Source organism: Leucobacter manosquensis (assembly GCF_018304845.1).
Taxonomy (GTDB): domain Bacteria; phylum Actinomycetota; class Actinomycetes; order Actinomycetales; family Microbacteriaceae; genus Leucobacter; species Leucobacter alluvii.
Genome location: NZ_JAFEVO010000001.1, coordinates 371,554 through 390,909, shown reverse-complemented (window position 1 = coordinate 390,909; position 19,356 = coordinate 371,554). Strand labels below are relative to the sequence as shown.

The 19,356-nt window shown below is 67.6% G+C and carries 17 protein-coding genes; 3 read left to right on the top strand and 14 right to left on the bottom strand.

Translation table 11 applies throughout. The annotated features are described in order from the left end of the window. Positions 1-12: 12 nt before the first annotated feature. The 5 genes from ligA to JSQ98_RS01775 all read right to left on the bottom strand — a co-directional run bounded on the left by ligA (position 13) and on the right by JSQ98_RS01775 (position 7,932). Positions 13-2,382, bottom strand: coding sequence for an NAD-dependent DNA ligase LigA (gene ligA / locus JSQ98_RS01795; RefSeq protein WP_211648104.1), 2,370 nt, complete (start codon positions 2,380-2,382; stop codon positions 13-15). Between the two features lie 29 nt (positions 2,383-2,411). Next, entirely contained in the window at positions 2,412-3,578 is a 1,167-nt protein-coding gene (gene mnmA, locus JSQ98_RS01790; protein WP_346728701.1) for a tRNA 2-thiouridine(34) synthase MnmA, read from the bottom strand. Positions 3,579-3,663: 85 nt separating this feature from the next. After that, positions 3,664-4,857, bottom strand: a complete 1,194-nt coding sequence (locus JSQ98_RS01785; RefSeq protein ID WP_211648102.1) for a cysteine desulfurase family protein — start codon at positions 4,855-4,857, stop codon at positions 3,664-3,666. Positions 4,858-4,867: 10 nt separating this feature from the next. Then, positions 4,868-5,833 (bottom strand): tetratricopeptide repeat protein, encoded by a 966-nt coding sequence (locus tag JSQ98_RS01780; RefSeq protein WP_200329279.1) that lies wholly within the window; start codon positions 5,831-5,833, stop codon positions 4,868-4,870. A 77-nt stretch (positions 5,834-5,910) separates the two neighbouring features. Further along, positions 5,911-7,932 (bottom strand): DUF8094 domain-containing protein, encoded by a 2,022-nt coding sequence (locus JSQ98_RS01775; RefSeq protein ID WP_211648100.1) that lies wholly within the window; start codon positions 7,930-7,932, stop codon positions 5,911-5,913. A gap of 259 nt (positions 7,933-8,191) precedes the next feature. On the opposite strand from JSQ98_RS01775, the gene JSQ98_RS01770 reads away from it, so the two are divergent. Further along, on the top strand, positions 8,192-11,341 hold the full coding sequence (locus JSQ98_RS01770; RefSeq protein ID WP_211648098.1) for a coiled-coil domain-containing protein: 3,150 nt from the start codon (positions 8,192-8,194) through the stop codon (positions 11,339-11,341). 4 nt (positions 11,342-11,345) lie between these two features. On the opposite strand, the gene JSQ98_RS01765 is transcribed toward JSQ98_RS01770, so the two are convergent. Next, positions 11,346-12,074 (bottom strand): alpha/beta hydrolase, encoded by a 729-nt coding sequence (locus JSQ98_RS01765; RefSeq protein ID WP_211648096.1) that lies wholly within the window; start codon positions 12,072-12,074, stop codon positions 11,346-11,348. 76 nt (positions 12,075-12,150) lie between these two features. On the opposite strand from JSQ98_RS01765, the gene JSQ98_RS01760 reads away from it, so the two are divergent. After that, entirely contained in the window at positions 12,151-12,678 is a 528-nt protein-coding gene (locus JSQ98_RS01760) for a ribonuclease H family protein (protein ID WP_211648094.1), read from the top strand. 42 nt (positions 12,679-12,720) lie between these two features. On the opposite strand, the gene JSQ98_RS15555 is transcribed toward JSQ98_RS01760, so the two are convergent. From JSQ98_RS15555 to rpsB, 8 genes are all read right to left on the bottom strand, one after another. Beyond that, entirely contained in the window at positions 12,721-13,017 is a 297-nt protein-coding gene (locus JSQ98_RS15555) for an ATP/GTP-binding protein (RefSeq protein ID WP_488153836.1), read from the bottom strand. Between the two features lie 9 nt (positions 13,018-13,026). Then, complete coding sequence (locus tag JSQ98_RS01755; RefSeq protein ID WP_090148261.1) at positions 13,027-13,695, bottom strand: aggregation-promoting factor C-terminal-like domain-containing protein; 669 nt, start codon at positions 13,693-13,695, stop codon at positions 13,027-13,029. 78 nt (positions 13,696-13,773) lie between these two features. Then, a complete protein-coding gene (locus JSQ98_RS01750) occupies positions 13,774-14,325 on the bottom strand; it encodes a DivIVA domain-containing protein (protein ID WP_346728700.1) in 552 nt (183 codons plus the stop codon). Between the two features lie 50 nt (positions 14,326-14,375). Next, positions 14,376-15,293, bottom strand: coding sequence for a phosphatidate cytidylyltransferase (locus JSQ98_RS01745; protein ID WP_211648090.1), 918 nt, complete (start codon positions 15,291-15,293; stop codon positions 14,376-14,378). Positions 15,294-15,298: 5 nt separating this feature from the next. Beyond that, positions 15,299-15,853, bottom strand: coding sequence for a ribosome recycling factor (frr, locus tag JSQ98_RS01740; RefSeq protein ID WP_090148253.1), 555 nt, complete (start codon positions 15,851-15,853; stop codon positions 15,299-15,301). A 63-nt stretch (positions 15,854-15,916) separates the two neighbouring features. Next, a complete protein-coding gene (gene pyrH / locus JSQ98_RS01735; protein WP_090148250.1) occupies positions 15,917-16,636 on the bottom strand; it encodes a UMP kinase in 720 nt (239 codons plus the stop codon). A 129-nt stretch (positions 16,637-16,765) separates the two neighbouring features. After that, positions 16,766-17,596: a translation elongation factor Ts gene (gene tsf / locus JSQ98_RS01730; protein ID WP_090148248.1), complete on the bottom strand. Its 831-nt coding sequence runs from the start codon at positions 17,594-17,596 to the stop codon at positions 16,766-16,768. Between the two features lie 40 nt (positions 17,597-17,636). Continuing rightward, a complete protein-coding gene (rpsB, locus tag JSQ98_RS01725; protein ID WP_200329293.1) occupies positions 17,637-18,542 on the bottom strand; it encodes a 30S ribosomal protein S2 in 906 nt (301 codons plus the stop codon). 304 nt (positions 18,543-18,846) lie between these two features. Between rpsB and JSQ98_RS01720 the strand changes: the two genes are divergently transcribed. After that, on the top strand, positions 18,847-19,356 hold the full coding sequence (locus JSQ98_RS01720) for a murein hydrolase activator EnvC family protein (RefSeq protein WP_200329295.1): 510 nt from the start codon (positions 18,847-18,849) through the stop codon (positions 19,354-19,356).

Here is a 19,356-nt window from a genome sequence, read left to right as displayed (position 1 = left end):
ACAAATTTCGTCTCACTCAGCGTCTGTGGGCGGAGAATCAGGCTGTCCGATCGCATCCGGCCCCTCCGTCACGAGCAGCGCGAATTGAGCTGCGTCGAGCACCGGGATGCCCAGTTCTTCGGCTTTCGCGAGCTTCGAGCCCGCCCCTGGCCCGGCAGCGACGAAATCGGTCTTCTTCGAGACACTCGAAGCGGCCTTCCCGCCGGCGGCGATGATCGCTTCGGTCGCGCCCTCACGGGTGAATCCGTCGAGCGATCCCGTTGCCACGATCGTGAGCCCTGACAGCACCCCGTCCGCACCAGCGGCACCCGGCCCGGCATGCCCGGGAGTGGCCCATTGCACGCCAGCGGCGCTCCACCGTTCCACGATCTCTCGGTGCCAATCGACGTCGAACCAGGCGATCAACGATTCCGCGATGATGCCGCCGACCCCGTCGACCTCGGCGAGCGCCTCCTGCGACGCGCTGCGGATGGCGTCGAGCGAACCGAACCAGTCGGCGAGCGCCCGAGCCGCTACGGGCCCGACGTGCCGGATATTGAGCGCGACCAGCAGACGCCAGAGCGGTTTGGTCTTTGCTCTCTCGAGCTCGGAGAGGAACGTCTCGGCGTCGCGAGAAGGCCGGACGACGCGATGGTCTTTGCGAAGCCCCGCTCGACGCCGCTCGGCTGCGCTCAACCCTTCGGCGGCAGGTGGGTATTCGTAAGTCACGCGCTGGAACGGCGCGCGCCGCACGAACTCACCCGTTGCCTCGTCGACGCGCTGCTCGCCCGTCTCGGCGTCCCGGACGATCACCTCGATCGGCACGATCTGCTCCAACGTCAGCTCGAAGAGCCCCGCCTCGGTTTCGAGGGGCGGCGCTGCAGGCACCTCGGGCTGCGTGAGCGCCGCCGCGGTGATCTCCCCGAGTACCTCGATGTCGAGCGCTCCGCGCGAGCCGATGTGCTCCACTCGGCCGCGCACCTGTGCGGGGCATGCTCGGGCGTTCGGGCAGCGGAGGTCGATGTCGCCCTCCTTCATCGGCCGGAGCGGCGTACCGCACTCGGGGCAGACATCGGGCATCTGCCATTCTCGCTCCGTGCCATCCCGCAGCTCGAGCACGGCACCGAGCACCTCCGGGATCACGTCGCCCGCCTTGCGCAGCACGACGGTGTCGCCGATCCGCACGCCCTTGGCCTGGACGACCTGCTGATTGTGCAGCGTCGCCTGGCGCACCGTCGAACCGGCGACCTTCACCGGCTCCATGACGGCGTACGGCGTCGCGCGCCCAGTGCGTCCGACGCCGACGCGGATGTCGATGAGGCGCGTGTGCACTTCCTCGGGCGGGTACTTGTACGCGATCGCCCAACGCGGGGCCCGGCTCGTCTCTCCGAGTTCTCCGTGCAGCGAGAGCTCGTCGACCTTCACAACGATGCCGTCGATGTCGTGCTCGACATCATGGCGGTGCTCCCCCCGATCCTCGATGAACGCGGCGACCTCGTCGACCGAGTCGAACACTCGCGAGTGCGGCGAAACGGGCAGACCCCACTCCGCCAGAAGCTCGTACACGTCCGACTGATTCTCAATGGCCGGATCCGGCCATGCGCCGATGCCGTGCACGTACAGCGAGAGCCTCGCGAGGCGCTCTCGCATGAGGGTGAGCTCGGTCTCGGTCTTCTTCTCCGCTCGCTGGCGCAGGCTCCCGGCCGCGGTGTTGCGGGCGTTCGCGAATTCGGCATACCGCACGGGAATCTGCTCGATGTCGCGCCCCTTGGCCGACTGCTCGTCGATGTAGGCCTGCTGCAGTTCGTGCTGGCGCTCATTCAGGGCGGCGAAGTCCTCGGAGGTCAAGAACACCTCGCCGCGAGCTTCGAAGAACGATGGGAACCCGCTTCCGTGCAATCTGCGCGGAATCACCGGGATGAGAGCCACATTCTCGGTGATGTCTTCTCCGACGCGCCCATCGCCGCGAGTGGTCGCCGTCTCCAGTACGCCGTCTCGGTACGCGAGGCTGATCGCCAATCCGTCGATCTTGAGCTCGGAGAGCCAGCGCACGGGGCGACCGGCTGCGGTGCGGACCTTCGCCGCCCACTCGCGGAACTCCTCGATGGAGAAGACGTTGTCCAGACTGAGCATGCGCTCAGCGTGCTGGTGCTCGGGAAACCCTGCCGACACCACAGCAGCCCCGACTTCGCGAGTCGGGCTGTCCTGGCTCGCCAACTCGGGGAATGCCCGCTCGATGGCTTCGAGCCGACGGAACATCTCGTCGTACTCCGCGTCCGATACGAGGCTCGATGCTTCGGAGTAGTAGGCGACGCGCAGTCGCTCGACCTCGTCGGAGAGACGCTTCGCCTCCTCGCGGGCTGCGTCGAAGTCTTCGGGGATCTGCTGCGCGTTCGTGCTCACGCCTCCAGTGTAGAAGCGAGGTGGGACATTCAGGAGCGGGTTGCGGCCGTCTCCAGCGGCACCGCACGATCGATCGTGAACTGCCCGAGTACACGCGTTCCCACGTAGAGCACGGCTGTCTGCCCCGGCGCCACGCCGACGAGCGGCTCCGCGTGCTCGAGGTCGATATCGACGACGACCTCGTGGGTCGCGTCCGCGCGATGCAGCTCCGTTCGCTCCTCCGGCAGGATCGGCTCGAGCCTGGCGAAGGCGGGCACGGGATCGGCGTGCGCCCGGATCTGCACATCGCAGTCGAAGCGCTCCGAGAGCTCGAACCCGGGCTCCCCGGCCCAGCTGAAACGTCCCCCTGCGATCCTGGAGATCTCGAGCTGCTCTTTCGGGCCGACGACGACCTGATTCGAAACGGGGCGGATGGAGAGCACGTATCTCGGCTTCCCGTCCGGAGCCGGGCGCCCGAGCTGCAGCCCGCGGCGCTGGCCCACCGTGTATCCGTGCGCTCCGTCGTGACTGCCGACGACGTCGCCCGACTCATCGAGAATGTCTCCGGGCGTGCGGTCGACGTGATCCGAGAGCCATCCTCGCGTGTCGCCGTCGGGGATGAAGCAGATGTCGTGGCTGTCCGGCTTCTGAGCGACCTGCAATCCGCGCTCTGCGGCCTCAGCCCGGATGAGCTGCTTCGACGGGGTATCGCCGAGCGGGAAATAGCAATGAGCGAGCTGGCGCTCCGTCAGCACGCCGAGCACGTACGACTGATCCTTCGCCCAAGCGCTCGCACGATGCAGCTCCGGGCCGTGAGCGCCCTCCGCGAGTGTCGCGTAGTGTCCCGTCGCGACCGCGTCGAAACCGAGGGCCATCGCCTTGTCGAGCAGGGCGGCGAACTTGATCTTCTCATTGCAGCGCATGCACGGGTTCGGTGTGCGGCCCGCGGCGTACTCAGCGATGAAGTCGTCGACCACGTCTTCTTTGAACCGCTCGCTCAGGTCCCAGACGTAGAACGGGATGCCGAGCAGATTCGCGGCGCGGCGCGCGTCCATCGCATCCTCGATGGTGCAGCATCCCCGCGAGCCGGTGCGGATAGTGCCGGGCATCCGGCTGAGTGCCAGATGCACGCCGACCACTTCGTGGCCGGCCTCTACAGCGCGGGCGGCGGCTACGGCAGAGTCCACGCCCCCGCTCATCGCTGCCAAAATCTTCACCAGAGCATTCTAGTCGCCCGAAACCCGGGAGTCGACTCCGCGAAATCGTCGGCTGCCCGTCGCGGAGCGAACCGCGAGGCTCGAGTCAGCTGAGCCCTGCCGCACGGGCCGAACGCAGCGCTGCAGGGAGCGCCGCGAGGAGCGCCTCCACCTCCGACTCCGTGCTCTCCTGGCCCAGCGTGAAACGCAGCGCTCCTGCCGCGTCTTCGGGTGCGACACCCATGGCGAGCAGCACATGCGAGAGCTCGGCCACCCCGGCCTGGCACGCGGAGCCGACGGAGACCGAGACGCCGGCACCGTCGAGGAGGAAGACGAGCGAATCCCCTTGACAGCCGGGGAAGGTGAAGTGGGCATTGCCCGGCAGTCGTCCCGCACCGGCTGGGGCTCCGCGGAGCACCGCGGTCGGATCCGCCTCGCGCACGCCGGAGATGAGTCGGTCGCGCAGGCGCTCCAGGTGGGCGAGGCCATTGCGTCGGGGACGCCCCTCCTCATCGAGGAGCATCTCGAGCGCCGCAGCGAAGGCTACGGCACCGGCGACGTCCTGCGTACCGGAACGGGATCGCTGCTGGCTCCCGCCGTGCAGCAGCGGCTCGACGGTGATCCGGCGGCCGAGAATCACGGCGCCGACGCCGACCGGTCCACCCACCTTATGCGCCGAAAGGCTGAGCGCCGAGGCTCCCGATGCTGCGAAATCGATCGGAACCTGCCCGAGCGCCGAGACGGCGTCGACGTGGGCCGGCACCCCGTGGGCCGCGGCTATCGCGCACAGTTCCCGCACGGGTTGCAGCGTGCCGACCTCGTTGTTCGCCCAGAGAAACGAGATGACCGCGACTCGATCGGCGCCCGCTGCGGTGATCGCGGCTTCGAGCGCCCCCGGCGTCAGCAGGCCGTTCTCATCGATCGGCACGCCGACCAGCTCCGCGCCCTGAACATCACGCAGCCACTCCGCGGTCTCCATGGTCGCGTGATGCTCGCCCTCGGCGATCAGCACGACCGGCCCTGAACCGGAGCGACGACGCGACCAGTAGAGTCCCTTGAGCGCGAGATTGATCGACTCTGTCCCGCCCGCCGTGAGGATGAGCTCGGCGTGGTCGCACCCGACCATCCGGGCGATGCTGTCGCGGGCGGCCTCCAGCAGCTGACTCGCACGCTGGCCGTGTCCGTGCGTCGACGCCGGGTTCCCCACCGTGCGCAGCGCATCGGTGTAGACCTCCAGCACCGCTTCGGGCATCGGCGATGTCGCAGCATGGTCGAGATACGCTCGCCCGCCCACCATCATGGCGTCGCGCTCAGTAGAGGAGGTTGGCGAGACGGCTGCGGGCCGCTGCGACTCGCGGATCGGCGACGCCCACGACCTCGAACAGTTCGAGCAGCCGTTCACGGATCGTTGCTCGCCCCTCGGCATCCTGCTCGACGAACAGGTCGAGCAGCCGCAGGAAGGCGTCTTCCACATGGCCCCCGGAGACGTCCAGATCTGCGACGCGGAGTTGCGCCTCGACGTCGCCGGGCGCGGCTGCCGCACCGCTGCGAATCTCGTCGGCGCTGAGCCCCTGCAGGCGATGCAGCAGTTTCACCTGCACAAGCGCAGCTCGCGCTTCGGCGTCCGCCGGGGAGCGCGTGAGCACGGCCTCCCACTCGGTGATGGCCTGCTCGTAGTCACCGCGCTCGGCGGCTTCGATGGCCGCGAGGTGCGCCGCTGGAATCTCCGGTTCTGCCGGAGCGGCCTGCTCGTCAGCGTCCTCGATATCGGGAGCGTTCACGCGGCCGGTGACGCCGTGCTGCTCCGCGAGCTGCAGGAGCTGCCCGAAGTACTCGCGAACCTGCTCCTCGGGAACCGGGCCTTGGAAGAGGGGAACCGGCCGCCCCGCGACCAGTGCGATGACCGTTGGAACCGCCTGCGCCTGGAACGCCTGCGCGAGACCGGGGCTGGCATCGACGTCGATCCTGGCCAGGAGCAGTCGTCCGCCGAGTTCGCGAGTGACCTGCTCGAGCACCGATCCGAGCGACACGGAGGGCTCGCTCCGAGCAGACCACAGCAGTGCCACGACGGGGACGACGCTGGAGAGCTGAGCGGCCTGCTCGAATGTGGCATCGGTGACGTCGATGACGAGCGACGGGACATCGACGACGGAGCCGCCAGCAGCGCTCCCGGGCGCCGCAGATGGGGCACCCCCCTGGGGAGCAGCCGCGCGCGCTGCGAGGTGGCTGAGATCCACCCCTCCACCTGGCAGTCGCTCTGGAATCTGCTGTGTCATCGTGATCGATCCTTCCTCATGTTCGGTCCTCATCGACGGGGCGGCATGAGCCGTCTGGCCGCGGCGCCCCGTCGACGCTAGTTCGTGACGCCGACGAGCTCGCTCGTGACGCCGAGCAGCTCGATCTTCGCATCCTCCGACTTGCTGGGCACGAAGAACAGCATCTGGTGCGCGACTTGCTGCACGAGACGCTCCTGCTCGCCCTCCAGGCCGGAGAGCGCTGTGATCGCACCCTGCGCCTGCGGTTTGAATCGGCCGCCGGCAGCGTCGACGATCTGCTCATCGATGACGGTCGTGGCGACCAGCGCGCCGCCCGCACCCGTCGAGAGCGCGACGACCGGCGCGTCACCCTGTCGGGCAGTCGCGCTGTACTTCATCGTCTGCCCCTTCTCGTCGGATTGCTGCTGCGCCGCAGCGGCACGAGCCTTGCCGTAGTTCTCGAGGAGCGTGTCGCTCTCGAGGTCGAAGAGCTCGGCCTCCGGAGCTTCAGTGCCGTTCTCGAGCAGCGAAGCGTAGGCTGCCCCGACCTCGCCGGGCGGCAGCATCAGCGTCTCGATGTCGTTGGAAAGCAGTGCCGTGCCGTCCTCGGCCGGAGCCGCCTGAGGCATTGAAATGCCTCCGCGCAGCGCGATCACGCGCGACACCTCGAAGTTCTCCTGCGGCGACTGCTGCGTCATGATCAGGGCGAGAGACGGAGAGGTCTGCTCATCGGTCGCGCCGTCGCCCGCTTCCGCATCGGCGTCAGCCGCTTCGGAAGCGGCATCCGCCGAACCGTCGGCGGTCCCGTCGGCCGCAGCATCGGCATCAGTCTTGCCGGACGACGACGCCACGGTGACGAACGCGGTTCTCGGCCAGGACTCCGTGCTCTGCACCAGCGCGTAGTCGAGTTCTTCATCGGTGATCCTGGGCGGAACCACCGCATAATCGGGCACCGAAGCGCGAATCGTGTAGTTCGCCGTGCGCTGTGCGAGGGCGTCGTCGACGAACCGCTCGTCGAGCGCGGCCGCGTCGAGGTTATCGTCGCCCTCGTTCGCCGCCGCGGAGACCTGCTCGACGATGCGATGCAGTTGCGCTTCCGTGACGGGCACCGGCGCGATGGACGACGGCTGCGCCGTCGGAGTTTCTTCCACCGGCTTCGGGCCCATCTGCGGCCAGTACTCGGCGGAGCAACCCGACAGCCCGAGCACCGCGGCGATTCCCAGCACGGGGAGCAGGCGGCGCCCGTATCGTCGGTTCTGCCTCGTTCGGGCGATCATGCCGTCCCGACCCGCTCGGTTCCGAATGTTCAGCGTCATGCGCTCTCCTCTCGGCGGAGCGTCTGCACGGGCATCGGCTCGCGGTGCAGCACTCCGACCACGGCGCTCCGGTCGTGCGAACGCATTCCTCAGCCCTTGCAGCGGTCCTCGGCGTCCACGGCGAGGACCGAGGCCCCGACGATCATGGTCGACGGCGAGCAGGTACAGCACCGCGCCGACGATCGCGAGCACGCCTCCCGCTGCCAGCAACGGCCCGGCCCACGGCGTGCTGCGATCCTGCGCCCACACGAGGGACACCTCGCTCGGGATCGGGTCCGTCCCGTTGGTCGCGATCAGCACCGACTGGTCGACGGCGATGGACACCGGAACGCGGAGCGTCTCGGTCTCGGTCGATCCTCCGTTGCCGTCGATGAATCGGGAGTCGAGCCACAGGTCGCTCCCCCGAGGGTCGAGCCCGTCGCCCGCTTCGTCGGCCTCCGTCGTCGCGGCTCCGGAACCGGTCTCCGGCGCTTCCGCAGGGGCCCCGGGGATCAACGCCGTGAGGAGTCGCTGCTTCCGCTGGTCCACGGTGAGTTCGGCGTGCGGGAACGGGGCCAGCCAGGCATCGACGTCGCGTGTCATCGCGGTGGCGACGAACGCGTCGGCGCCCTGCACCACGACGTTCGCCTGGCCGGGGAGCTTCGCGAACTCCGTGCCGTCGACCACGGCGAAGGCCGCTTCCGACTGGGTGTCGACGGGCAAACTGATCTCTGCCGGACCGGCGAGGAATGTGCGCTGCCCGAGCCCGAGCAGCAGAAGCACTCCAGACAGCACGAGCACTGCGATCGCAAGCGCATGTCGCACGGGATCTCCTCTACTTTCGCGTCGGTCCGGGAGCGAGCGATGGAAGCCGCGGGACCCGAACACGGATCTTCAGCCTCCAACGCTACCGGAGCTTCCCGGGTGTGACATGAGGACTTCGTTTCTGAGGCCTTCGCCGCGACCGCTCGGAGGGGCTCTGCTCCCCTGCCGTCCGCCGTCGGTTACGCTATCGTTGGGGGGCAATTGTGTTCTCGTCGCGACCCGGTCGGGCACGCGACGACATTCAGATTCCGGAGGGCCCGTGTCCGAACCAGCCCAGCAGTTCTCCCCCGCGTTCCGCGGTTACAACCGTGATGAGGTCGACGAACGCGTCGGCGCGCTGACCGGTCACATCGCGACCCTGCAATCGCACCTCGAATCCCTGCAGCAGGCGCACCGGCAGGCATCGCATGCCGGGGACGAGCAGCGGCAGCTGATCGCCGATCTGCAGGAGCAGGTAGCCGAACTCGGCGCCTCCGGGTACTCCGGGCTCGGGCTTCGAGTGGAGAAGAGCCTGCAGGTTGCCGAGGATCACGCCCAGCGACTGATGGCGCAGGCGGACCTCGACGCTGAGAAGCTGCGTCGCTCCTCCGAAGAGGAGAGCCGCCGGGTGCTCACCCAGGCGCAGCGACGCGCCGACGAACTGCTGACGTCGGCTTCGGAGCAGGCGGAGATCATTCTGACGGGCGCGCGCAACGACGTTGCGACGCAGAGCGCCGCTGCGAATTCCGAGCGCGAGCGGCTCCTCGATGAAGCGCGCAGGGAAGCCGAGCTGACCCGGAGCAGCGCCGAGCGAGAGGCGCTCTCGGAGCGCGAGACCGCGCATCGAGAGGCCCAAGCCGCGATCGCCGCGGCCGAAGCGCAGGCCGAGCGGATCACGACGGAATCCCGTGCCGCGGCCAACGAGCTCCGCGCCCAGACCGAGATACAGGCCGAGGCGTTCGAGCGCCAGAAGGCGGAGAACGAGCGCGAGGCGGAACTCGAGCGTGCACGCCTCGTGCAGGAGGGCGAGCGGGCCCGCGCGGAGTTCGAAGCGAGACGACAGCGCGAAGAAGCTGAGCTGGAGGAGCGCTACACCGAGCAGCAGCGCACCCTCGAGGCGGACATCGAAGATCAGCGACGCGCGCTCACCACCGAGGTCGAAACGCTCCGCGGACGCATCGCGCAAGAGCGGGCCGAGCACGATGCAGCACTCAGCCAGGAGCGCGAGGTGCACGACCGTCGCCTGCGCGCCGAGGCTCAGACGCACGTCGACCGCATCGCTCAGGAGCGAGCGGAGCACGAGGCCGGCATCGTCCGAGAGCGCGAAGCGCTCGAGCAGGAGTTGACGAGCCGGGCCGCGCAGTCAGAACGCGAACGAGAGCGAGCCGACGTCTCGGCGGCCGAGGATCGCGCCGCGGCCGCTGCGAGTCTGGAGACGCGACTCGCAGCGCAGCGCGAAGATCACGACCGGCTCCTCGAGCGTGAAGCTGCAGCGCATCGAGCGGAGCTGACGAACGAGCGCGATGCTCACGACGCAGCACTGGCGGCCGAACTCGCCGAGCATCGCGAACTGATCTCGCGCGAGCGATACGAGCACGAGACCAGCATCAGCGCCGAGCGCTCGGAGCACGATGCCGCCCTTCGCGAGGAGCGCGCCGCGCACGATGCCGCCCTCAGCGACGAGCGAACGGCGCACGAGGCCCGCATCGCCGACGAGCAGCAGCGGCAGGAAGTGCGACTCTCGGATGAACTCGCCGCTCACGTATCGCGTCTCGCACAGGAGCGGGACGCCCACGAGGCCGCCATCGCTGAGGAGCGGACCGCTCACGACCGTGCGATCACGGAGGAGCGCTCCCAGCACGACGCGGATCTTCGATCCGAACGGGAGTCGCACGATACGGCGATCGCTTCGGAGCGAGCTGCCCACGAGCGGCGCATCGCTGAGGAATGGGATGCGCATCGCGCGACGATCGCGCATGAACGAGAGGACCACGACGCATCTCTCGCGGCAGAACTGAGTGAGCACGAGACGCGGATCCAGGCGGAGCGCGCCGAGCACGAGGCTGCGCTGGCTGCCGATCGTGCCGAGCTCGCGAGCGAGCAGGAGGCTGCGCGGACAGCGCTCGAACGGGAACTCACCGCGAAGCAGGAAGAACACGATGTCCGCCTGACAGCCGAGGTCGCGGCGCACGAAGACCGACTCGGCGCCGAGCTCGCAGCCCATCAGGATCGCGTGATCTCCGAATGGGACGAGCATCGCCAGCGCATTGCCGCGGAGCTCACCGCTCACGAGCGCGAAATGCTGGAGACGCGAGAAACCATCGCACGTCAGCAGGAGCGGGATCAGCAGGAGCACGCAGCGAGGATCGCCGACGAGACGACCATGCACGAAGAGCGCCTGGCATCGCAGTCCCGAGAGCACGAGCAGCGACTTGCCGATGAGCGCGCCGCCGAGGCGGAGCGGCTCCGGATCCAGCGTGACGAGGCGGCCGAGGCGCTCGGCCTCGAGCGGGAGAGCCTCGAACTCCAGATCGAGCGCGAGCGAGCACGCCTCGCCGATGATGTGTCGCGGGAGCGCGAGGAGCACGAGCGCACGATCGCGGCAGCGGTCGCGCAGCACGAGGCGGACCTCGCGCGCGAGCGCGAGGAGCAGGCAGCCGCTATCGAACGCGAGGTCGCCGCGAAACGCGCAGCGGTCATCGAAGAGACCGATCTGCTGCGCGCAGACACTGTGGCAGAACTGGCCGAGCATCGCGCCGAAGAAGAAGCGCGCCTGGCGCGTGCGCGCGAAGAGACCGAGGACGCGGTGCGCCAGATGACGGAACGCATCGAGCGGGAGAGCGCGACCTTCAGCACCGGCATCGCGCAGCAGCGAGAGAACTTCGAGCGCGATCTCGCGGAGCGTCAGCGTCTCGCATCTGAGACGTCGCAACGGGAACTCGAAGCCACGCGAGCCGAACTCGCCGAGCTCAAGTCCCAGTTGGAAGCCGCGCGCGAAGAATACGAGCGCCTGAGCACGGAAGCGACTCAGGATGCACGAAACGTGCGTGCAGCAGCGGAGCGCCATGCCGCCGAGATCGTCATGGAGGCGGAGCAGCGCGCCCAGACGACGTTCGCCGCCGCTGAAGAGCGCGCGACCAAGGTGCTCGCGGCCGCTGAAGATCGGATGACGCAGTTGAAGGTCGAACGCGGTGCCGTAGCGCGCTACTTCGAGAGTCTCGGCGAGGTCATCACCAATGCGCAGAAGATGAGCACGGTCGCGGGCCGACTTGTGGCGCAGCCCATCGCTGAGGCGCTGCCAGCCGACGAGGCCGAGTCGACCGCAGCGGCTCGCTCCACCCCGGAAGACGCCCGTTCCGCCTCGGCAGGCTCGTCGGAGCCGGGCGCCTCCGAACCGCAAGGGACCGACACGTCTTCGACGACGCAGTGACGCGTTAGCGCTGCAGCCGCTCCTTTTCGACGACGGTCGCAAGCGGAGCGGCTGCAGTGCCGACTGCTGAGACCACCTCGTCGAGCACTCGGCGCGTCTGCTTCTCCCCCACCCACAGGTGCCGACCGCCCTCGACCGGTATGAGCGTCATCCGCGGCACGCTCGCGAAGCGCTGCTCGGCCTCCGCCGGGCGCAGGTAGTCGTCGAACTCCGGGATCAGCGCGACGAGTTCTGGTGCGGCCTGCTGCCATGCCGCGACGTCATCCGCTGTCGCACGGTGGAGCGGCGGAGACAGTAGGATCGCCCCCGCTATCGGATGCGCAAGGCCGTACTTCAAGGCGAGCTCCGTTCCGAACGACCACCCGAGCAGCCAGGGATTCGGCAGCCCTCGTTCCGCGACGAAGGCCATCGCCGCCGCTACGTCGTGCTCCTCGGACACCCCGTCGCCGAATTCTCCCTCGCTGGTGCCGCGGGGGGATGAGGTGCCGCGCGTATTGAATCGCAGGACCGCGAGGTCGGCCAGCTCGGGAAGCCGATTCGCGGCCTTCCGAATGATGTGGGATTCCATGAACCCGCCGGCCGTCGGGAGCGGGTGCAGGGTGACGAGTGTGGCTCGAGGCTCGCGGTCCGCAGGAAGCGCGAGCTCTCCGTAGAGTGTGAGCCCGTCGGCAGTATGCAGCTCCACATTCTCGCGACGCGCTCGCAAGACGGTATTGCTCGAAATCTCCACCATGCCGTTCACCCTTCACTCCAAGCTGATGCCACCAGCCTATCCAGGTCGGCGCCTGCGCTCTGGCAGGATAGAAGCCATGGCACTTACGGCAGCGGCAGACGGCTCGGCACTCGGAAACCCAGGCCCCGCCGGTTGGGCCTGGTACGTCGACGACGAGCAGTGGCGGGCAGGCGGCTGGCCGCGCGCCACGAACAACCAGGGCGAACTGATGGCGGTGCTCGACCTCCTCACTGCGACATCGGACCGCGCAGAAGAGCCCCTGCGCATCCTGTGCGACAGCCAGTACGTGATCAATTCCGTGACGCAGTGGATGGCCGGATGGAAGCGACGGGGCTGGCGGAAGGCAGACGGAAAACCCGTCCTCAATCGCGAGTTGCTGGAACGCCTCGACGCTGCGATGTCAGGACGTGACGTCTCGTTCGAGTGGGTCAAGGGTCATGCCGGGCACCCGCTCAACGAGGCCGCGGATCTCCGCGCCCGCGCTGCCGCGACGGCGTTCCAGACGGGCCGCCAGCCGGATCAGGGCCCGGGCCTTGCCTCGCGGACTCCCCCATCACCCGTGGTCGATGCGCCGCAGATCGTCGCACCACCGACCTTGTTCTAGTTCAGTGAGATCGGCGAAGGCCGATGCTCGGTGTGCTCGGTCTCAAGTAAGTCGCCAACAGTGCGCGTGGTAATGACGGCGATCCCGGACCGCCGCCTCGTCGCCGAAGAAATCGTCGGCCCGCCAGGCTACGACGTGGGATTGCCCCGGAGGGATCTCGATGCGGCATGACGGGCACAGGTAGGCCTTCTCAGCGCGCTGTGACGGGATGTCGCGAACGAACCACTCGGTTCCGGCTCGGGATTCGGTCCTGGCACCCCCATGAGCGAGACGCGTCACGTCAACCTGCGGGGCGAGCGCCGCTCGCTGATACTTGTTCGGGCCCCGGCGCTTCGCCATGACGCCCGATCACCACCAGTGGTTGGCGGTCCAGAACGCGTACGCCTGAGCCCATCCCCCGTAGCGATCAGCAGCGTAGCCCGAAGCCCACCGGAGATTGTCGACCGGATCGTATCCGTTGCCGGGAACCTTGCTGCACGGAAGGGCCTGAATCAGCCCGCATGCTCCGGAGCTCGCGTTCGTGGCATTCGGATTCCACGTGCTCTCACGTGAGGCGATGTAATCGACGTAGCCCCAGTCCGACTCCGGAATTCCCGCAGCCGCCATCCACTCCGCCGGTGAGCCGCCGCCCGTGTACTTCGGCGGAGCCCCGGGGGCATCCGAAGCTGGGGCGCCCCCCGCCTCGGCTTCGTCTTTCGCGGCTTCCTCCGCTTCCTTCGCGGCCTTCGCCGCGTCGGCCGCCCGCTTCGCCTCTTGCTTCTTCCGAACCTCCTCGGGATCCGGCAGCTCTACGACGCCGACCTCGGTGTAGACGAGATCCGCTTCAGCCGTGGTCGCCGGAATGAACTCCTGATGGATGCGCTCCTGGAACGCCAGCGTCTCCGCGTCGGCCGGCTCGCTCGGCATCGCGAACGGAGCGACGATCGCTGCACCCAGGAACCCGGATACCGCGAGCACCGCGACCGGAGCTCGAAGCTTCGACCAACGGGAGACGGGAGCAAACTTCACGATAGCCACAATGTAACGATTCTATCTCGGCAGCGTCGAATCAACAACCGGGAGGAGCGGATCGTCCCGAAACCCGATGCACCAGCGCTAGCGGGTGGCAAGGATCAACTCGACGACGGCGTCGAGCAGCGCGTCCACCTGTTCTTCGTCGTACCCGCGCCACTGCGAATGGAATACGACGTCGCGCACCTCTGCGGGCTGCAGGGCGAGCTCACGGCGCTCGAACATCTCCGACACGCGATCGAGGAACGCATCGACCTGAGACCGGCGGTACCCCGTCGCGAACATCCCACGACGCCGAAACCGCTTGCCTCGCGGACGATTGATGCGTCCGCGCACTTCCGAGAGCAGTTGGCGGGTCTCATCCCACCAGGCGTCCTCGCCCGCTGCGCGTACCCGCGCACGCCGCTCCCGCTCGTAGAACACCTCTTCCAGGCGATCCATCGCCGCATCAACGTATCGCGCCGAATACCCGCCGCGCTTCACCGCGAAGGCGCGGCTCCGCACCGCGGCGGAGGTCATCGCCTCGCCTTCCGTCACACCTTCGTACGCAGAGCGGGCATCGTTCAGGAAGCGGTCGACCTGCTCCGGCTGATAGCCGAGCTGCGAGCCCGTCGCGAGCGGGAATGAGGTGTGCACCCGACCATTCTGCACGGAAGCCGTGTCCGCCGGCTGAGAGCGCCGCGCCATCACACGACTCCCAGCGCGAGCGCGACGCCGTAGACGCCCACCGCGGACGGCAGCAGAGAATCGAGGCGATCGAGAAAACCGCCGTGACCAGGAATCCAGGAACTCATGTCTTTCACACCCAAATTGCGTTTGATGAGGGACTCGGTGAGGTCGCCGCCCGTCGCGGTGAAGAGCACCACGACGCCGATGATGATGCCGACCCACCAGGGCTGTCCGAGGGCGAGCACCGATACCAGGACGCCCGCTCCTGCCGCAACGATCGCAGCTCCTGCGAAGCCCTCCCAGGTCTTGTTCGGACTGATCCGGGGGGTCATCTTGTGCTTGCCGAACGTCACGCCCGCTGCATAGGCGCCCACGTCGACCGAGACGACGACCAGAACGAGCGCGAACACCCACCACTCGCCATGCTCCGCGAGCACCAGCAGCACGGTGAACGATGCCAGGAATGCGACGTACACGAGCGTGAACCAGCCGGAGAAGACGTCACGCACGAGTGTCCGCGCCGGCGCCTCCCAACGCGGCACGAGCCCTTCGACCAGCCTCCAGAGAATGAGCAGCAGCGATCCGGCGAAGAGGCCCATGAGCATGCCCTCGGCGCCCCAGAACGCCGCACCGGCGACCACGACGAGGCCTGCGAGAACGACGCCGACCCGCGGCACGCGCCGGCCGGCCACCCGGAAAGCCGAAGCGAGTTCCACGAGCGCGATCCCGACCAGGATCGCCACGAGCACGATGAAGATCTGCTTCACCAGCAGCAGGCTCGCGAGGAACACCCCGCCGAGAATGACTCCCGAGGCGATGGCGAAGGCGAGATTGCGGCCGGCTCGAGCCTCGATGCGAGCATTCGTCGCTTCGAGCTGCGCGCGAGTCGATTCGAGCGCGCTTCGAATCTCGTCGCGTTTCTCCGAGCCGGCCATCCGGATCAGACCTCCAGCAGCTCGGCTTCTTTGCGCTTGGACGCCTCATCGATCTGCTCGATGAACTGCTTGGTGACCGCCTCGAGCTCCTTCTCAGCGCGAGCGATCTCGTCCTCGCCGACCTCGCCCTTGAGGGCGTCCAGGTCGTCCTTGCCGGAGCGACGCACGTTGCGCACCGCCACGCGAGCATCCTCGGCCTTGCCCTTGACGATCTTGACGAACTCCTTGCGGCGCTCAGTCGTCAGCTCGGGAAGCGACAAGCGGATGACCGTGCCGTCGTTGGACGGGTTCGCACCGAGGTTCGGCATATCGCGAATCGCCTGCTCGATGCCCTTCATCGCGCCCTTGTCGTAGGGGGTCACGAGCAGACTCCGAGCATCCTGGTTCTGCACCGAAGCGAGCTGCGACAGGGGCGTCGGGGTTCCGTAATAGTCGACCTGCACGTTCTGCAGCAGCGACGGGTTCGCACGCCCCGTGCGAACCGTGGCGAAGCTCTCCTTCGCGGATTCGACCACACGGCTCATGCGGTCCTTGACGTCGGCGAAGACTTCTTCGATCACGGTGTACTCCTTAGTGAAAACGCTCGGATTTCCAGCTTAGCGGGCACCGCCCGCAAGGCGGTGTCAGGCGTGGACGAGTGTGCCGAGTTCTGCGCCTCGCAGCGCAGCTGTCACGTTTCCGGCCGGCTCCATGCCGAAGACGCGCATCGGCATGCCGTTGTCCATGCAGAGACTGAAGGATGTCGAGTCCACGACCTTGAGGCCGCGCACGAGAGCGTCGTTGTAGGTGATCTTCTCGATGAGGGTCGCATTCGGGTCCTGCCGCGGGTCGGCCGTGTAGACGCCGTCGACGCCGTTCTTGGCGACCAGCACCTCATCGGCCTGGATCTCGAGCGCGCGCTGCGCGGCAACGGTGTCGGTCGAGAAGTACGGAAGGCCGGCTCCCGCCCCGAAGATCACCACGCGTCCCTTCTCGAGATGTCGGATTGCGCGCAGCGGGATGTACGTCTCAGCGACCTGCGTCATCGTGATCGCCGACTGCACCCGCGTCTCGATCCCTGCTTGTTCGAGGAAGTCCTGCAGGGCGAGCGCGTTCATGACGGTTCCCAGCATGCCCATGTAATCGGCGCGCGCGCGATCCATGCCGCGCTGCGAGAGCTCGGCGCCGCGGAAGAAGTTCCCTCCCCCGACGACGACGGCGACCTCGGCCTCTTCCATCGCCGCGGCGATCTCGCGCGCGATCTGGCTCACCACGTCTGGGTTCACTCCCAGCGTTCCCCCTCCGAAGGCCTCCCCCGAGAGCTTCAGCAGTACGCGACGCTTACGATCGGCGGTCTTCGTCATGTGGGGTGTCTCCTTGTTTCGAACGTGGACGCTGGAAGCGTCGTCGGGCCCGGATCGCATCCGGAGCCCATATTAGTGCGGACACAGCACGGGACCCGAGCCGTCTGGCCCGGGTCCCGGTGTGTGTGGTTAGGCGCCGACCTTGCAGCGCGCGAAGCCGGTGACGGTGATGCCTGCGGCTTCAGCGACCTTCTTCACCTCGCGCTTGTCTGCGTCGAGCGCGTGAACCTGCTCGTTGAGTGCGACCTGCTTGAAGAACGCGGTCAGACGACCTTCCACGATCTTCGGCAGTGCGGCCTCGGGCTTGCCCTCGTTCTTGGAGATCTCCGTGACGAGTGCGCGCTCCTTCTCCACATCGGCCTCGGGCACATCCTCGCGGCTCAGGTAGAGCGGATCCGCGAATGAGATGTGACGCGCGATGCTGAGCGCAGCCTCGGCGTCGTCGCCCTCGTACCCCACGACCACGCCGATCTGCGGCGGCAGATCCTTCGAGGTCTGGTGCAGGTACACCGAGGTAGCTGGTGCTTCGACGCGCGACAGCTTGCGCACCTCGATGCGCTCGCCGATGATGGCGGCTTCCTCGGTGATGACGTCGGCGACGGTCTTGCCCTCGGCGGGGGCCGCGAGGGCCTCCTCGACGGTCGAGGCCTGCGCCGCGACGATCGCGTCGAGCACGCGCTCCGCCAGAGCGATGAACTTCTCGTTCTTCGCGACGAAGTCGGTCTCGCAGACGAGCTCGATCATCGTTGCGGCGCCCTCGGTCTGCCGAACGGCGACGAGGCCTTCGCTCGCCTCGCGGTCGCCGCGCTTGGCGACGCCCTTGAGGCCTTTGAGACGCAGGATCTCGATGGCCTTCTCGACGTCTCCGTCAGCCTCGATGAGCGCGTTCTTGCTGTCGAGCATGCCGGCGCCGAGGCGATCGCGCAGCTCTTTCACAGCGGCCATGCTTACTGCAGCCATGTGTGACTCCTTCAGTGGTCGTTCGGTGAACGGTCAGAGATTATTCTGCGGCCGGGGTCTCGGCAGCGGCCTCGGCCGGTGCCTCTTCCGCTGCGGGTGCCTCTGCAGCGGCAGGTGCCTCCTCGGCAGCAGGTGCCTCCTCGGCAGCGGCAGCGTCAGCGGCCGGCGCCTCTGCGGCGGGAGCGTCGGTGCCGAGCAGCTCGACCTCCCACTCGGCGAGCGGCTCAGCGGCCTGCTCGGAACCCTCCGACGGCTTCTGGTGGCGCTCCATGAGGCCCTCAGCAGCGGCATCGGCGATGACGCGGGTGAGCAGCGCGACCGAGCGGATCGCGTCGTCGTTGCCCGGAATCGGGTAGGTGACCTCGTCGGGATCGCAGTTGGTGTCGAGGATCGCGATCACGGGGATCCCGAGCTTCTTCGCCTCGTCGATCGCGAGGTGCTCCTTCTTGGTGTCGACCACCCAGAGAGCCGAGGGGGTCTTGCCCATGTGACGGATTCCGCCGAGCGACTTCTGCAGCTTCTCGAGTTCGCGCTTCTTGAGGAGGAGCTCCTTCTTCGTGAAGCCGCTCGTCGTGCCCTCGAAGTCGAGCTGCTCGAGCTCCTTCATGCGCTCCAGTCGACCGGTGACCGTCTGGAAGTTGGTGAGGAGTCCGCCCAGCCAACGCTGGTTCACGTAGGGCTGGTTGACACGGGTCGCCTGCTCGGCGATGGCCTCCTGCGCCTGCTTCTTGGTGCCGACGAAGAGGATGTTGCCGCCACGGGCAACGGTCTGCTTCACGAACTCGTACGCAGCATCGATGTATCCGAGCGACTGCTGCAGATCGATGATGTAGATGCCCGAGCGCTCGGTGAAGATGAAGCGCTTCATCTTCGGGTTCCAACGGCGGGTCTGGTGTCCGAAGTGAACGCCGCTGTCGAGCAGCTGGCGCATGGTAACGACGGCCATTGCCGTCCTCCTGTTCTGCGCACCCTCGCGGGCGCGCCTATTACGGTTGACATCGGTCGCGATTGCGACCAGATCCTGGTGCCCTCGGGATCAGCCGCCGCGCTCGATACGAGCACGGACCGTTGGCGTCACTCCGATGCGTGGGCACGCGAAGTCACCTCTTGCAAGGTGCTGGTCCAGTGTACACCAGCGCAGTCACCGTTTGATTCGCTCACACCACTCAATTCTCGGACGACCCGCGCGACTTCCTCACAGCCGCGCTGGTACCGACCATCCGAAGCACGTGTTGGTCCACGATGTCTGCATGAACGCACGAATCGCACTGATGCCGCGGGGGCGCTGGCTCATGGTCGGTGCATCTCTCTGGCTCGCTCTGACCCACTCCACGGCAATGACGGGTGCTTCTGGCGAAGCGCGCTGGCTGCCACCACTGGAACTGCCCGGCTTCGTGATCCTCGAGACATTCCGCGCGCCGCCGCACGAGTACGGGCCCGGCCACCGGGGCATCGACATCGCTGCACCGACGGGCGCGGTGGTGCGGGCGCCCGCGGGCGGGACGGTCAGCTTCGCTGGCTCCGTCGTGGACCGACCCGTGATCTCTGTGCGCGTCGACGACCAGACGGTGTACTCGATGGAACCCGTGTCCAGCGATGTGCGGCAGGGAGACACCGTGGGCATCGGCTCCCCCATCGGCACCGTCGGCGAGGGCGGGCATTGCGGAGCGCGGTGCGTGCATCTCGGAGTGCGTATCGACGGATCGTATGTGCATCCGATGCGGTACTTCGTCAGCCGACCCGTACTGCTGCCGTGGTGA